The sequence below is a fragment of the Desulfonatronovibrio hydrogenovorans DSM 9292 genome (genome assembly GCF_000686525.1).
GTDB lineage: Bacteria > Desulfobacterota > Desulfovibrionia > Desulfovibrionales > Desulfonatronovibrionaceae > Desulfonatronovibrio > Desulfonatronovibrio hydrogenovorans.
Genome location: NZ_JMKT01000008.1, coordinates 214,902 through 228,618, shown reverse-complemented (window position 1 = coordinate 228,618; position 13,717 = coordinate 214,902). Strand labels below are relative to the sequence as shown.

Genomic DNA, 13,717 nt, shown 5'->3' with positions numbered 1-13,717 from the left:
GGGGAGGACACATGCTTTTTAATTGCCGACAGAGGCTCTCTACTTGTTCCTGTTTAGAATACTTATGATCAATCTTTTCACAGTTTCCATCTCATCCGGCCTGCTCACCGCTATGAAAAGAGTTAACCCTGCCAGGGCTTCATTGCTGATGGTCAGCACATCCTGGGTGGACATCAGGCGATTGTTTTTTTGCAGAAATAATAGGAAGCTTGCTGCTGCTATGCGCTTGTTGCCGTCAACAAAGGCGTGATTCTTGACTATGAGATATAGCAGGGTCGCGGCTTTTTCCTCAAAAGACGGGTACAAATCCTGATTGCCGAATCCCTGACGGATATGTTCAACTGCACTTTTAAAGCCTGGCCCCTGCTCCTGTCCGAAAACTTGCGAACCAAAATCCTTGCGCATCTGTCTTATGACAGCCTGATACTCTTCATGGGAAGGATATGTAACTGCTGTCCTGGTATCGCCTTTAACATCAAGTCTTTCCTGGTCGTAGTCATCCAACAGGCGCAGGCCACTGGCGTAGAGCTTCAGCCATTCAAAGTCTGTATCCCCTGCCTTTTCTTCAATAACCCGGCTTAAGATACGGATGCCGTCTTTTAGCTGCCTTACTTCCTGGTGTTTCTGGACCAAACGCTTTTCATTAATGGCATATCCCTGGATCAGGTAATCCTTAAGCCTCTTTGTTGCCCACTGTCTGAACTGGGTGGCACGAATTGAATTGACACGATACCCTACAGATATGATGACATCAAGATTGTACAGGTTCATTTTTCTCTTTTTGCCATCAGAGGCAACCTGTTCCAAAATGGAACAGGTTGCCTGCTTATCAAGTTCACATGATTTATAAATATTGCTGATATGTTTAACAATAGCCGGACGCTGCACACCAAACAACTGAGCCACCTGATGCGCATCAAGCCAGACAGTATCCTGATCAAACGAAACCTTGATCTGAGTCTGACCGTCACTTTCCCTGTATATTTCTACCCTGTTTTCCATTTTCTTCAGCTTGTGTGTTTGTTTTGCTTGAGATCGAACCGAGTTAATTTAAGGGGTTCAGGTTGCAAGTGGAGCCCTGACACACCATGTACCCAAGGCGTTTATTAGACAAGTCTTGAAATAAAGCTATGTTGAATCAAATTCCGGGCAAGTAACCACTTTTTTGTAGTGATTACAAGGAAAAAAGCTGTCAGAATCAAAGCACCATGCCCGGCTCAGGAAGGGCGAAGAAAACACGGCCTTGGCGAGTACAAATGCAAAGACATGCATCACAAGGAATTTTCAGGATTTGCCCGGGAAATTGACCCCAGGATCAGGGTGGAGTGCATCTTTGCCCCGCCTGATCCTCATTCCAGCGACATGCACTGCAAATGGCGGTTTACCATTGCTGATGACTAGCCCGGGGTTCTAGGTCAGACTGGTCAGTATGAAGTAGGTCAAAGCTCCCGCTCCCAGCGGAAGATAGATAAACAGTCACGGCAAACAGCCCTTGCCTTTGCTGCGCCATATCAGCCCTCCCAGAACTGTTGCCCCGGCCAGAATTGACAGAACCAGATTTATATCAATTTGCATTGCCTGCTCCTTTTTCATCTCTTTTTTCTTTCCCATAACCCTAAGATGAGCGATCTTTCTTTGTCACTGCGAGCAAAGCGACGCAATCTCATCTGGTTACCCACGAGACTGCCACGCACCATCCTGATGTTCGCAATGACCTTGATACTGGGCAGTTACATGAAAAATCGCTTAGTTCAGGATATAAATCCATAATAATCATCAAGGTCAATGCAGGCAAAATAATGCTTCGATTCCTGAACCCATTCTCATACCTAATATCAATATCACCTATAGATTCAAAGCAAAGTCATAATAATTTGCTATTGGACTAAAACCATGCAGCACTGCTATCTTATTAAGATAATTAATTCATAATACCGCTTTTTATTGACCGCACCTAAGTTAAACCCATGGTCGTTTCCAATGTCAACTGCTGCAACCCATAACCTGCTGTCTTGCAATCTTAGGAGAATACCCATGAAAAGAATCTTTATGCTGATCCTGCTTTCTCTGCTGACCCTATCCCTGTCTGCAGGTATTTCTCTGGCTTCGGATTCAAGGACCGGCCAGGGTATGACCATATGGTTTGACACTGGGGGATCTCCTGGCGGACCGTATAATACTGTCGTCCAAAACGGTGCCCAGGCTGCAGCCCGTGACCTGGGGGTGGATGTGCGGTTCATGTATTCGGACTGGAGCCCGGAAAAGATGATCTCCAATTTTAAACAGGCCATGGCCAATAAGCCTGACGGTATCGTGGTTATGGGCCACCCTGGAGATGATGCTTATTCTCCCTTTATTGAACAGGCAGTCAATGAAGGCATCATCGTGACCAGCATTGATACCAAGTTAAAGAAGAACCAGGAAAAGTTCCGCACCAAAGGCTTCGGCTATGTTGGAACAGATAATTATCTGCAGGGAAAAGCCCTGGCCGAGGAAGCCTTGAAAAGAGCCCAGCTTCAGGCAGGTGACCGGGCCTTTGTCTGGGGTTTAAAAAGACTGCAGGAAAGAGGCAGAAGAGCCCAGGCCATCCTGGATGTCCTGGAAGCCAACAATATTGTGGTTGACTACTTTGAGATCTCCCCGGAAGTCGACAAAGACAGTTCCATGGGAACACCCCTGGTTTCCGGATACCTGGCCAGAAATCCCGACTGTAAACTGATGATTGTTGATCACGGGGCATTGACCTCTCAGATGGAAAACTTTCTCAGGACAGCCGGTGTTGCGCCAGGCAAAATCTTTGTTGCAGGATTTTCTCTTTCTCCGGCCACTGCTTCAGCCATTGAAAATGGTTACGTCAACCTGGTCTCTGAAGCCCAGCCTTTTCTCATGGGGTATCTCTCAGTGGTCCAGATCGTCATGCACCAGAGATTCGGATTCACCGGCCTGGACATTGATACCGGTGGAGGCATGATCGACAACCACAACATTAAGGTGATCGCCCCTCTGGCCAAGGAAGGAATCAGGTAGGCCTGCAGCTCATTCATCCCGTATTGTTCAGGCAGCGGTACCCTTGCAGATATCGGGGCACCGCTGCCTGAACCGTGCAGTTATCTATGACAAGCAACAAAATCAGTCCTCTTTTGCAGCTGACCAGTGTATCCAAGTCTTTTGGTCAGGTCCAGGCCCTGCGCGACCTGAGCCTGAATCTGCACAAAGGAGAAATTGTAGCTCTGCTGGGTGACAACGGGGCTGGCAAGTCCACTTTGATCAAAATCATCTCCGGCCTGATCAAACCTGACTCCGGCCGGTTGTCCATCAATGGCCGGGATATCAACTTCAAGGGCTACTCAGTCTCAGCAGCCAGAAGACTGGGCATTGAAACAGTTTACCAGGAAAAATCCCTGGGCGAAAAACAGCCCTTGTGGAGAAATATCTTTATCGGCAGACATATCACGGACAAATTCGGTTTGATCAGTATTAAAAAAGAAAAGCTGGAAACCGTCAGGATTCTTAATGAATTCGTCGGACTGAAAGGCAGATCGCTCCAACCTGAAACAATGGTCGGCAGCCTTTCCGGGGGTGAACGTCAGGGAATGGCCATTGGAAGGGCCATGTATTTTGATTCCGACATGGTTATCCTGGACGAACCAACCACAGCCCTTTCCCTTAGAGAAGTGGACAAGGTTCTTAATTTTGTTCGTAAAATCAAAGAATTAGGCAAGTCATGCATCTATATTACCCACAATATCAACCACGCCTATGCCATAGCTGACAGGTTCGTCATTCTGGACAAGGGAAGACTGGCCGGATCCTATCATAAAGATGAGCACGACCTGGAAGGCATAATCAATTTCATGATCGAAATCTCCGAACCAACTCCTGCTGAGCAATAATGAAACCCTTTGCAAGCCTGATCAAAAACTACCAGACTCAGATCTCCATCACCATCATCCTGCTGATCATCCTGGGAATTTTCACCATCCTGAGCCCCAGGACATTTCTGTCGCCCAATATTTACATCGCCTACATGTCCATAGTTCCCTTTGCAGCCATCATAGCCCTGTCCCTGACCCTGGTCATTGTCAGCGGTGAAATCGATCTGAGCTTTCCTTCTCTCATGCTCTTCTCAGGATTCATTTTTTCCCAGGTATTCTCATCAACCGGAAGTGTCTATCTGGCCCTGGGCCTGGCCTTGCTTTCCGGCTCTATGCTTGGTCTGATCAATGGTATCATCGTTGTATTCGTCGGAGTTCCCTCAATCATAGCCACCATCGGAACCCAGTTCTTCTGGAACGGATTCACCATGGTCGCCAGCTCCGGTCTGGCAGTGAGTCTGGTCCCGTTAAGAGACACCAGCCTGCACACTCTATTTGTAGGCCGCCTGAATAACGTCTTTCCCATGCAGGCCTTGTGGGCCGTCCTGGTGGCTGTTTTTTTGTGGATCATTTTAAATCGTCACAAAATCGGAGACAACATCCGCTTCATTGGCGACAACATAAACACGGCCAGGATGATGGGCTTACCCATCAGGTTCACCAAAATGCTCTGCTTTGTACAGCTCGGCTTTTTTTCGGCCCTGTCCAGCGTCATGGTCTGTCTGGAGATGGCCAATTGGTGGCCGACCCAGGGCGAAGGCTATCTGCTTCCTGTCTTTGCCGCCATTTTTGTCGGCGGGACTTCTGTCTTCGGAGGAACAGGAACCATTTACGGCACCTTTATCGGAGCGATCATCATCGGCATCATCGAAGCCGGGATAATCAGTTCGGGCTTTTCCGGATTCTGGACCCGCATGGTTTACGGAACCATTGTCATATTATCAGTGTCATTTTACGCATATTCAAGCAGGGTCAGCTCAAAAATTACCTATTAGTCCTGGAGGAGAAACATGAATAAACAGGCCAAACCAGAATCCCTGGCCTTTTTTAACAACTGGGCTGAACAATCTCTGCTGGCTCTGGATATGGCCAAAGAGCAGAGCCAGTTGATCGTTGGGGCCTTTTGCACCTATGCCCCTCTGGAGATCATCCGGGCCGCTGGAGCTGTGCCGGTTTCGCTTTGCGGCAAAAGGCAGGAACCCATCAGTGAGGCTGAAAGAATCCTGCCGGCCAATCTCTGCCCCCTGATCAAGTCCAGCTTCGGGTATGCAGTTACTGAAACCTGTCCGTTCTACAATGCCTCAGACATCTTAATCGGTGAAACTACCTGCGACGGCAAAAAAAAGATGTTCGAGATCCTGAAAAAGCTGAAACCATTTTATCTTCTTCACCTCCCCTATTCTCAGACCGATCCTGCAGCCCTGGCCTTGTGGAAGGATCAGGTCTGGTCCATGAAACTGTTCATGGAAAAGCAGACCGGCAAGAACATTACTCAACAAGATCTACAGCATCAGATTCTTAAGTACAATGAACAGCGCCGTCTGCTCAAGTCCATCGCCTGGTTGATGGCTGACCATCCTGTGCCGGTAAAGGGAATGGATCTTCTGCCGGTCTTTGAGTCCTCCTCATTTGTGGTGGATATGGCCCGGTATATCCAGTCCCTTGAGAATCTATTCAAAGATCTTTCAGAGCTGAAAAAGTCCGGTTTCTCTGCCTGTCCTGAAAATGCCCCAAGAATCCTTTTGACTGGCTGTCCCATCGGCAAAGGTTCAGAAAAGGTTTTACGGCTGATTGAAGAATGCGGAGGGGTGGTTGTCTGTATGGAAAACTGTACCGGCATTAAAAGCTTTGACCTCCTGGTGGAGGAACAGGGCGATCCATATCACAACCTGGCTCTGAGATATCTGCGCACTCCCTGCTCATGCATGACTCCCAACCAGGGCCGCTTTGATCTGGTCCGGCAGCTGGCGCAGGAGTTCAAGGTTAACGGTATAATCGATCAGACCTGGCAGTTTTGTCATACTTACAATGTTGAATCAAACAGCATCCAGGACATGGCAGCCAACACTCTGAACCTGCCCTTCATGCATATAGATACAGATTATTCAGACAACGATACTGAACAGCTTCGGACCAGGATCGAGGCCTTTCTGGAAATGATCAGCTGATATTTTATTTGAATTGTTTAATATAATGGACCAACCCAATTTTTTGCAAAGGAGAAGACAATGAGCAGCATGAAGATTAACTTGACCCGCAGAGAGTTCATCAAAAAATCCGGCAGCGTTGCCACGTGTGCTGCCTTGTGTGGTTGCGGCATCCTGCCGCTTGTTAGGGGGCAGGAGGCGCATGCGAGAAGAAGGTCAGAAATTAAATGCAGCTATATCTTTGTTGACCACCAGGCTCCAATTATGGTTGCCATGTACAAGGGAGAAGAATTTTCAGATTCTGGTATTTATCTCAAGCCGGTCATTGACAAACAGAAGTATAAGCTGGTTTCAGATGGAGCTGAGATTACTGATATCGAATTCATTGTTTCCAAAAGCGGCTCAGAAGCAGCTACTCTTTTTGCTCAAAGGCATATCAACCTTGCCAGCTATTCCCTTCCTGCTGCCATGGTGGGCATCGACACCGGGACTCCCATGAAAATCCTCGGCCCGGTTCATACCGAAGGCCTGGCCCTGGTCTTTCCCCAAGGGGCCGGGATCAAAGGATGGGAAAATTTTCTGAAGTACGTCAGAGATCAGAAAGAGCCGGTACGAATCGGTTATCATTCCCCCACCAGTGCTCCAAAAATGGTCTTTGAGGGTGGTCTGCACCGGGCAGGCATCAAGTTCACTTCTGATGCCACTGATTTTTCTGCAGACATTCTCATGGTCGACCTCAGGTCCACATCAAGTCTGTCACCGGCTCTCATCAGCCGACAAGTCCACGGATGGGTCGGTCCTTCTCCCCATCCCCAGGTTGCGGAGCATATGGGTACAGGGGAAATAGTCCTTGACCTGCGTGAACTCCCGCCCCAGGGGTACTGGCATGATTTTCCCTGCTGCATCTTCGCTGCAGGCAATGACTTGATCAACAACAATCCTGAGGCTGTCCAGGCCTTTATGTCTTTGATGAAGACATCAGCTGATTTCTGCAACAATCATTCGGATGAATCAGCGACCATCGTAGCCGACTGGATTGGTATCCCTGCAGAGGCAGCCAGGATGTCCACTGTTGTCTATACCACTTACCCTTCCGATAACTGGCAAAGGGGAGCCGGGGTTTATCTTGATGTCCTCAACGATATGAATGTCTTCAACAATAAGCTTAAAGGTAAAAAGCTGGACCAGGTTAAAGACGACCTCTTTGACTTCAGGTTTGCATAACAGATGAAGCTGCTGCTTAAGCAGTCAAAAATCTTATAAAATAGCCAGCGTCGGAAGTCTGGGAGATTTTTGCCCGGGCTGCCGGCAAAGCTGGTTCATGATTATATTCCTTTAAGATCCAGTCGACCAGTGTATGAAAGAGACCAAAGAGACCACTGATGCGTAACACCCTAGTCAAGCTTTCGATTTATATGGCTATGCCCCTGGCCTTTCTGCTGTTCTGGCAGATGATGTCCACCATTATTGACAATAAGATCATCCTGCCGGGCATAAGTGACGTCTATATTTTACTGAAAAGTCCGACCCAACCCATGATCGGTATGGGCTCCCTGGTGGACAATCTGACAATAAGCTTGATCAGGGTGCTCACCGGATATACTGCTGCATTCTGCTTGGCCATCCCCCTTGGTATGTTCATGGGGTACAGCAAAGTTATTTTCAGTCTTTTCCACTATTTTCTGGGCTTATTTCGTCCCATCCCTCCGCTGGCCTGGGTGCCTTTGGTCCTGGCCTGGTTCGGAGTAAGCAGCCTGGCCATGTTTTCCCCTTTCCAGTCAGGACAGGTCTATATCTATCTACGAAATATCCAGATATCCATGGTCTTCATAATCTTTATCGGAGCATTCTTTCCTATTCTCCTGAGCACAATATACGGAGTCCAAAACATCAGAAAAACCCTGATCGAGTCTGCCAGAACCCTTGGAGGCAATGAATTCAAGATCTTCTGGAAAATACTGATCCCTGCTTCTGCCCCTTCCATTGTCAACGGAATGCGAATTGGTCTGGGAGTGGCATGGATGTGTCTGGTTTCAGCGGAGATGCTGCCAGGGAGCATTTCAGGAGTAGGCTATTTGATCATTCATGCCTATACAGTCGCCCGTACAGATGTTGTCATTGCCGGAATGATCTCCATAGGCGTGGTAGGAGTTATGCTGGACACTATCTTCAAAACCATTGAAACCAGGAATTTTGCCTGGCAGAGCAAGTACAGATAAGAGTTATGAACCCTTTGATTTTAAAAACAAAAGATCTTTATAAAGAGTATCTGACTGACAAAAAGAGAGTCATTAAAGCCCTGTCCGGCATCAGCCTGGAGGTACACAGCAATGACTTCTTATGCATTCTTGGCCCTTCAGGATGTGGCAAGTCCACACTACTGAGAATATTTGCCGGACTGGAAGAATCTTCCGGAGGCACAATCTCCTATAAAAACAAGCCCCTGACTTCAAGTACACATGAAATAGGCATGGTCTTTCAGGAATACTCACTGCTGCCCTGGAGAACCGTGATCGGCAACGTATCCCTGGGTCTGGAATTTCTGGGCAGAAAAAAAAGTGAAAGGATTGACTCGGCTTTGAAGTATCTCAGGCTGGTCGGCCTTGAAGATTATGCTCACTCTTATCCCTACGAACTGTCCGGCGGAATGCAGCAGAGGGTGGCCATTGCCCGATCCCTGGCCAATGATCCTGAGATATTACTCATGGATGAGCCTTTTGGAGCACTGGACGCCCATACTAGAATTCTGCTCCAGAAAGAACTGCTTAGGATCTGGAATAAAAACCGCAAGACAGTGTTGTTTGTTACCCACAGCGTAGACGAAGCAATTTATCTGGCTGACCGGATCCTGGTCATGTCCGCTGGACCCGGACAGATACTCGAAGAAATTACAGTAGACATGGAAAGACCCAGAAAACGCTCCGATCCCGAATACGGCCACCTGACCACCAGGATACTGGAAATGCTGGACAGTCAGATCAAACAATAGCAGTAAAACAAGGGGTACATCTCAATATTGCTGGCAAAGGTAAATACTATGCAAAATAAACAGATTGCCGGAGACGTGGCCGGACTGGATATCGGATCAAGATCCATTGAACTGGTGGTTCTGCAGAACCGAACACCAGTCTATTCTGTCCGGGTCTCCACCACCTATGACCCCCTTAAACAGTGCCGGCTGATCCTGAATGATATTCGTGTCCAGGCCATTGTTGCAACAGGCTATGGGCGCAAACTTTTTGCCGAGCACAGTTCCATAAAGAACATTCAGACCATCACCGAGATCCAGGCCTATGCCCTGGGAGTGTCCGCCCTTTTTCCGAATGCCGGGACTATCCTTGATATTGGAGGTCAGGATACTAAAGCTATCTCCCTAACAGCTGAGGGCAGGGTCATGAAGTTTGAAATGAATGACCGGTGTGCAGCAGGCACGGGTAAATTTCTGGAGTATATGGCCCTGGCCCTGCAGATTCCTATGGAGGAGTTTGGTTCCTTTGCTCTCAGGGGCAAGCATAAGGTGCCCATAGGCAGCATGTGTACCGTATTTGCCGAAACCGAAGCAACCTCTCTCATGGCCAGAGGAGAAAAACCAGAAAACATTGCCCTTGGACTGCACGAGGCCATTGCCCAGCGGACCATGAAGATGCTGAACCGGATCGGCCTGACCAAACCACTGGTCTTTGCCGGAGGCGTGGCCCATAACCCCTGCATGGTCAGACTCATCCAGGAAAAAACAGACTCAGAACTGCTGATCCCTTCAGATCCGGACACAGCGGGTGCTTATGGAGCTGCCATTTATGGTCTAGACAACTCTTAGCAGAAACTGACAACGTTTATAATTGGATACAGCGTCCGGTCCTTATCAGCCTGTCTTAATCCAGTAACAAACCCCGCAAACAAATGGCACAAAAAAAACCCGGATCCTAATGACCCGGGCTTTTAAATTTTTATGGTGCCGAAGGGGAGACTCGAACTCCCACGGGGGAACCCCCACTAGACCCTGAACCTAGCGTGTCTACCAATTCCACCACTTCGGCCTGGAAAGAAAATTTCTTAAGTCATCTTGTCGAGTTTGACAAGCTTTTTTTGGAGCAACAATAATATTATCACCCTGGAAATCTGACCATAACATCCACACTTGAAGAACGGCCGGTTTTGAGCTATTTTTTCTGTTTGGCCGAATTTCATCCGGACAGCTGCCAGGAAATGGCTGGCCAGTGTTTTTCCGGCTGAAAGACTGTTATCCCGGACTCACACTAAGGATACCCTTATACATGATCACAACCAACATAGAGGTCCCTGCCCGACAGACCAGAGGCTCCTGCCTGACCATCGGCAATTTCGACGGTGTTCACGTCGGACACCAGCAGCTCATTACCAAGGTCAAAAAAAAGGCCAGACTCATGGATCTGACCAGCATGGTCATAACCTTTGACCCTCATCCCTTGCGGGTCCTGGTGGACACCAAAACTCCGCCCTTCATCACCCTGACCGACCAGAAGCTTGAACTCATTGATCAAATGGGCGTGGATTACACCCTGTGCATGACCTTTACCAGGGAGCTGGCCGGGCTTGAGCCCCAGGAGTTTGTTCATAAATACCTGGTGGACAAGCTCAAGGTCAAAGAACTGATCATTGGCTATGACTACGCCTTTGGCAAAGGCCGGAAAGGCAATTTTACCCTGCTCAAGGTCCTTGGGGAAAAGTACGGCTTTTCCGTGGATCAGTTTCCTCCGGTCATGGTGGATGGAGCAATTGTCAGTTCCACCAGGATCAGGGACATGGTGGAAGACGGCAGGGTCTGGGAAGTCAGACCATTGCTGGGCAGGTTCTACCGGGTGGAAGGCCGGGTGATTACCGGCAAGCAAAGAGGCGGAGCCCTGCTGGGTTTTCCTACTGCCAACATTTTCCTCAAAGACGAGCTCTTTCCCAGGACCGGAGTATATGCTGTATGGGCTGAGGTTGACGGCAAAATTCTGCCTGCTGTGGCCAATATCGGGTACAACCCGACCTTTGGAAACGACTACCTCTCTGTGGAAGTCCATATTCTGGATTTCTCCGGAAACATTTATGACCAGCCAATAAAAGTCCATTTTGTCCAGCGATTGCGTTCGGAAAAAAAATTCTCAGGCATAGACGAACTCAAAGCGCAGATTCAGAAGGACTGTGCTCTGGGCCGCAAGATCCTTTCAGCACCGGAGTCCATGCTGGACTGATTTATTCTGTCTGGTGTCCGGGCAAAAGAATAAACCCTTTACTCGTGGCGGTTGCCTCATGGCCCGGCTTTCTCCAACCCGAGGCACAGGCCCCAGCCTCTGTTCCAGCCAGGCGTTTAAACTGCGACTGTTTTTTGCTCTGCATATGCAGAGCAAAAAAACAGCCAAAACCGGACTTGAATATTTCCCGGCCAGATCATAAGTATACTCATCACATCTAAAAAGGACTTACGGATGAACCATACCAAACAAGGTCGCAACGAGCTAAATGAGAAGCTGACCTTTCTGGGCAGCCTGCTGCTGGAAAAAAAAGCCTCCAATGTCCTGGCCCTGGACGTAAGCATCTATTCCGGTGCTTTCGAGGGAATGATCCTGGCCTCAGCCGGGGGAAACCGTCATGCCCGCTCCCTGGCTGACCATGTACTGGAGGCAGTAAAGGAAAACCAGCTGGATTACCTGGGTATGGAAGGCTACCAGGAAGGGGAGTGGATCCTTCTGGATCTGAATGACATTATTATCCATATCTTTCTGGATGAAACCAGGCTCTTCTACAACCTGGAGGGGTTCTGGACCAGGGGCAGAGAGATTCCCCTGAAAGCCACCGGAGGTGAGCATGCCTGATTCAGCCGGCAATCCCGTTCTTCTGCTGATCCTGGACGGCTGGGGCCTTGCACCAGAAGGCCCGGGCAATGCCATAAGCCAGGCTGCAACTCCCAACCTTGATCTGATCGCCCGGAACTATCCATCCACCACTCTCCAATGCTCCGGGCCCCATGTAGGGCTGCCTGAGGGACAGATGGGCAACTCAGAAGTTGGCCATCTGAATATCGGGGCCGGACGCATCGTCTACCAGGACATAATGCGCATTAATCTGGCCATTGAGCAGGGTGAACTTGAAAACAACCAAAACCTGGACACTCTGCTCTCCCGGACAGGGCCTCAAGGAAGACTGCACCTGATGGGTCTTGTCTCTGACGGTGGAGTGCACAGTCTCCAGAACCACCTGCACAGCTTGATCACCATTGCCAGACAGAAAAAAGTTGCCCGGGTTTTTATCCACTGTTTCCTGGATGGCCGGGACACCTCACCCCTGAGTGGAGCAGAATTTGTGGCAGACCTGGAAAAACACCTGAACAGGACCGGCCTGGGACAGGTGGCGACCATAACTGGCAGATTCTATGCCATGGACAGAGACCGGAGATGGGACAGGACCAGGCAGGCCTATGATGCCCTGACCCTGGGCATAGGCATTAAGGCCCATGACCCGGTCCAGGCCATAAAAGACTCATATGAACGGGGAGAGACCGATGAGTTTGTCAAACCCCATGTCATGGTTGACCATGAAAACAACCCCATTGCCACTCTCCAGGACGGGGACGGTGTGATTTTTTTCAACTTCCGGGCTGATCGGGCCAGGCAACTGACCAGCGCCCTTTATGATCCCGGCTTTACCGGATTTGAAAGGCTGTCCTTTCCAAGGCTCAACATCATCACCATGACCAGGTATGACAAAAACTTTGGTCTGCCAGTGCTTTTCCCTCCGGAAAGAATGAAAAACATCCTGGCTGAAGTGATCTCTCAGCAGGGTCTGACCCAGCTGCGGATTGCTGAGACCGAGAAATACGCCCATGTGACCTATTTTTTCAACGGCGGGGTGGAAACACCATTTGCAGGTGAAGAAAGAGTCCTTATTCCTTCCCCCAGGGAAGTCCCGACCTATGACCTCAAGCCTGAAATGAGCGTCTTTCAAGTGACCGATGTTCTGGTAAAAAGTATCAGGCAGAAAAAATCCCATTTATATGTCTGCAACTTCGCCAACCTGGACATGGTCGGCCACACCGGAAATATATCGGCCACTATAAAGGCCTGCCAGGCCGTGGATGAATGCGTAGGCAGGGTAATGGAGGCCATGGCTGACCAAAACGGACTGATTCTGCTCACTGCAGATCATGGCAATGCCGACGACATGGTGGATGGAACAGGCCGGGTCAAGACATCTCACAGCCTGAATCCGGTTCCCCTATGCCTTGTCAGCGGATTTGAAAAACTGGAACTTGGGCCAGGGGGAATCCTGGCTGATATTGCCCCAACCATCCTTGACCTGTGGAATATTCAAAAACCCAGGGAAATGACCGGTAAAAGCCTGGTCAAAGGAGACTCTTAAATGGCTGAACAGAAATTCATCACTCCGGTCAGGCCGGTGGGAATGGAACTGGTCATGCTCTACCCATGTCCCCATTGCGGACGGAACGTCCCCCTGCTGGCACCCACTGAACCATCCATGGGCAATTGCGACTTCTGCCGCAAGCAGTTTCCCCTGGTTCCTGTGGACAACACCACCGTCCAGTACATCAAGCTGATCCTGAATAATGGCCAGGCAGCCATTGATCCTGACTTTGTGTGAACGGGGATGGCTGGTTATGGTTTGAGACCTGGGTCCGGCAGTCAGTAATGTTTCTTTTCCTGCCTGTAACCATCA

Annotated in this window: 14 protein-coding genes and 1 tRNA gene; 13 read left to right on the top strand and 2 right to left on the bottom strand. The window is 49.2% G+C overall.

The window, feature by feature from the left end; translation table 11 throughout:
* Window positions 1-39 precede the first annotated feature (39 nt).
* A complete protein-coding gene (locus P771_RS0102380; protein ID WP_028573870.1) occupies window positions 40-1,002 on the bottom strand; it encodes a virulence RhuM family protein/type II toxin-antitoxin system death-on-curing family toxin in 963 nt (320 codons plus the stop codon).
* A 168-nt stretch (window positions 1,003-1,170) separates the two neighbouring features.
* On the opposite strand from P771_RS0102380, the gene P771_RS16185 reads away from it, so the two are divergent.
* The 9 genes from P771_RS16185 (at window position 1,171) to P771_RS0102325 (ending at window position 9,839) form a co-directional block, all read left to right on the top strand.
* On the top strand, window positions 1,171-1,401 hold the full coding sequence (locus P771_RS16185; RefSeq protein WP_051617054.1) for a DUF6125 family protein: 231 nt from the start codon (window positions 1,171-1,173) through the stop codon (window positions 1,399-1,401).
* A 633-nt stretch (window positions 1,402-2,034) separates the two neighbouring features.
* A complete protein-coding gene (locus P771_RS0102360; RefSeq protein WP_028573869.1) occupies window positions 2,035-3,027 on the top strand; it encodes a sugar ABC transporter substrate-binding protein in 993 nt (330 codons plus the stop codon).
* Window positions 3,028-3,113: 86 nt separating this feature from the next.
* On the top strand, window positions 3,114-3,893 hold the full coding sequence (locus P771_RS16180) for an ATP-binding cassette domain-containing protein (protein WP_035243804.1): 780 nt from the start codon (window positions 3,114-3,116) through the stop codon (window positions 3,891-3,893).
* Window positions 3,893-4,870: an ABC transporter permease gene (locus P771_RS0102350; protein WP_035243802.1), complete on the top strand. Its 978-nt coding sequence runs from the start codon at window positions 3,893-3,895 to the stop codon at window positions 4,868-4,870. The genes P771_RS16180 and P771_RS0102350 overlap by 1 nt, the downstream gene beginning before the upstream one ends.
* Before the next feature lie 15 nt (window positions 4,871-4,885).
* Window positions 4,886-6,043, top strand: coding sequence for a double-cubane-cluster-containing anaerobic reductase (locus P771_RS0102345; RefSeq protein ID WP_035243800.1), 1,158 nt, complete (start codon window positions 4,886-4,888; stop codon window positions 6,041-6,043).
* Window positions 6,044-6,103: 60 nt separating this feature from the next.
* Window positions 6,104-7,246 (top strand): ABC transporter substrate-binding protein, encoded by a 1,143-nt coding sequence (locus P771_RS16175; protein WP_051617053.1) that lies wholly within the window; start codon window positions 6,104-6,106, stop codon window positions 7,244-7,246.
* 158 nt (window positions 7,247-7,404) lie between these two features.
* On the top strand, window positions 7,405-8,241 hold the full coding sequence (locus tag P771_RS0102335) for an ABC transporter permease (protein WP_028573866.1): 837 nt from the start codon (window positions 7,405-7,407) through the stop codon (window positions 8,239-8,241).
* Window positions 8,242-8,246: 5 nt separating this feature from the next.
* The gene (locus tag P771_RS0102330) at window positions 8,247-9,011 is read left to right on the top strand and encodes an ABC transporter ATP-binding protein (RefSeq protein WP_028573865.1); all 765 of its coding nucleotides are present in this window, start codon (window positions 8,247-8,249) and stop codon (window positions 9,009-9,011) included.
* Window positions 9,012-9,059: 48 nt separating this feature from the next.
* The gene (locus P771_RS0102325; RefSeq protein ID WP_035243798.1) at window positions 9,060-9,839 is read left to right on the top strand and encodes an acyl-CoA dehydratase activase; all 780 of its coding nucleotides are present in this window, start codon (window positions 9,060-9,062) and stop codon (window positions 9,837-9,839) included.
* A 133-nt stretch (window positions 9,840-9,972) separates the two neighbouring features.
* On the opposite strand, the gene P771_RS0102320 is transcribed toward P771_RS0102325, so the two are convergent.
* Window positions 9,973-10,059 (bottom strand) — tRNA-Leu (locus P771_RS0102320).
* A gap of 237 nt (window positions 10,060-10,296) precedes the next feature.
* On the opposite strand from P771_RS0102320, the gene P771_RS0102310 reads away from it, so the two are divergent.
* From P771_RS0102310 to P771_RS0102290, 4 genes are all read left to right on the top strand, one after another.
* On the top strand, window positions 10,297-11,238 hold the full coding sequence (locus tag P771_RS0102310; protein ID WP_035243796.1) for a bifunctional riboflavin kinase/FAD synthetase: 942 nt from the start codon (window positions 10,297-10,299) through the stop codon (window positions 11,236-11,238).
* 234 nt (window positions 11,239-11,472) lie between these two features.
* Entirely contained in the window at window positions 11,473-11,859 is a 387-nt protein-coding gene (gene rsfS, locus P771_RS0102300; protein ID WP_028573862.1) for a ribosome silencing factor, read from the top strand.
* A complete protein-coding gene (gene gpmI, locus P771_RS0102295; protein WP_028573861.1) occupies window positions 11,852-13,402 on the top strand; it encodes a 2,3-bisphosphoglycerate-independent phosphoglycerate mutase in 1,551 nt (516 codons plus the stop codon). The genes rsfS and gpmI overlap by 8 nt, the downstream gene beginning before the upstream one ends.
* Window positions 13,403-13,642, top strand: coding sequence for a hypothetical protein (locus P771_RS0102290; protein ID WP_028573860.1), 240 nt, complete (start codon window positions 13,403-13,405; stop codon window positions 13,640-13,642).
* Window positions 13,643-13,717 lie beyond the last annotated feature (75 nt).

Bases quoted from the DNA above. Each gene is read 5' to 3' on its own strand.
- gpmI (WP_028573861.1), top strand. From the start codon at position 11,852: ATGCCTGATTCAGCCGGCAATCCCGTTCTTCTGCTGATCCTGGACGGC.
- P771_RS0102310 (WP_035243796.1), top strand. From the start codon at position 10,297: ATGATCACAACCAACATAGAGGTCCCTGCCCGACAGACCAGAGGCTCC.
- P771_RS0102345 (WP_035243800.1), top strand. From the start codon at position 4,886: ATGAATAAACAGGCCAAACCAGAATCCCTGGCCTTTTTTAACAACTGG.
- P771_RS0102350 (WP_035243802.1), top strand. From the start codon at position 3,893: ATGAAACCCTTTGCAAGCCTGATCAAAAACTACCAGACTCAGATCTCC.
- P771_RS0102290 (WP_028573860.1), top strand. From the start codon at position 13,403: ATGGCTGAACAGAAATTCATCACTCCGGTCAGGCCGGTGGGAATGGAA.
- rsfS (WP_028573862.1), top strand. From the start codon at position 11,473: ATGAACCATACCAAACAAGGTCGCAACGAGCTAAATGAGAAGCTGACC.
- P771_RS0102335 (WP_028573866.1), top strand. From the start codon at position 7,405: ATGCGTAACACCCTAGTCAAGCTTTCGATTTATATGGCTATGCCCCTG.
- P771_RS0102360 (WP_028573869.1), top strand. From the start codon at position 2,035: ATGAAAAGAATCTTTATGCTGATCCTGCTTTCTCTGCTGACCCTATCC.
- P771_RS0102330 (WP_028573865.1), top strand. From the start codon at position 8,247: ATGAACCCTTTGATTTTAAAAACAAAAGATCTTTATAAAGAGTATCTG.
- P771_RS0102325 (WP_035243798.1), top strand. From the start codon at position 9,060: ATGCAAAATAAACAGATTGCCGGAGACGTGGCCGGACTGGATATCGGA.
- P771_RS0102380 (WP_028573870.1), bottom strand. From the start codon at position 1,002: ATGGAAAACAGGGTAGAAATATACAGGGAAAGTGACGGTCAGACTCAG.
- P771_RS16180 (WP_035243804.1), top strand. From the start codon at position 3,114: ATGACAAGCAACAAAATCAGTCCTCTTTTGCAGCTGACCAGTGTATCC.
- P771_RS16175 (WP_051617053.1), top strand. From the start codon at position 6,104: ATGAGCAGCATGAAGATTAACTTGACCCGCAGAGAGTTCATCAAAAAA.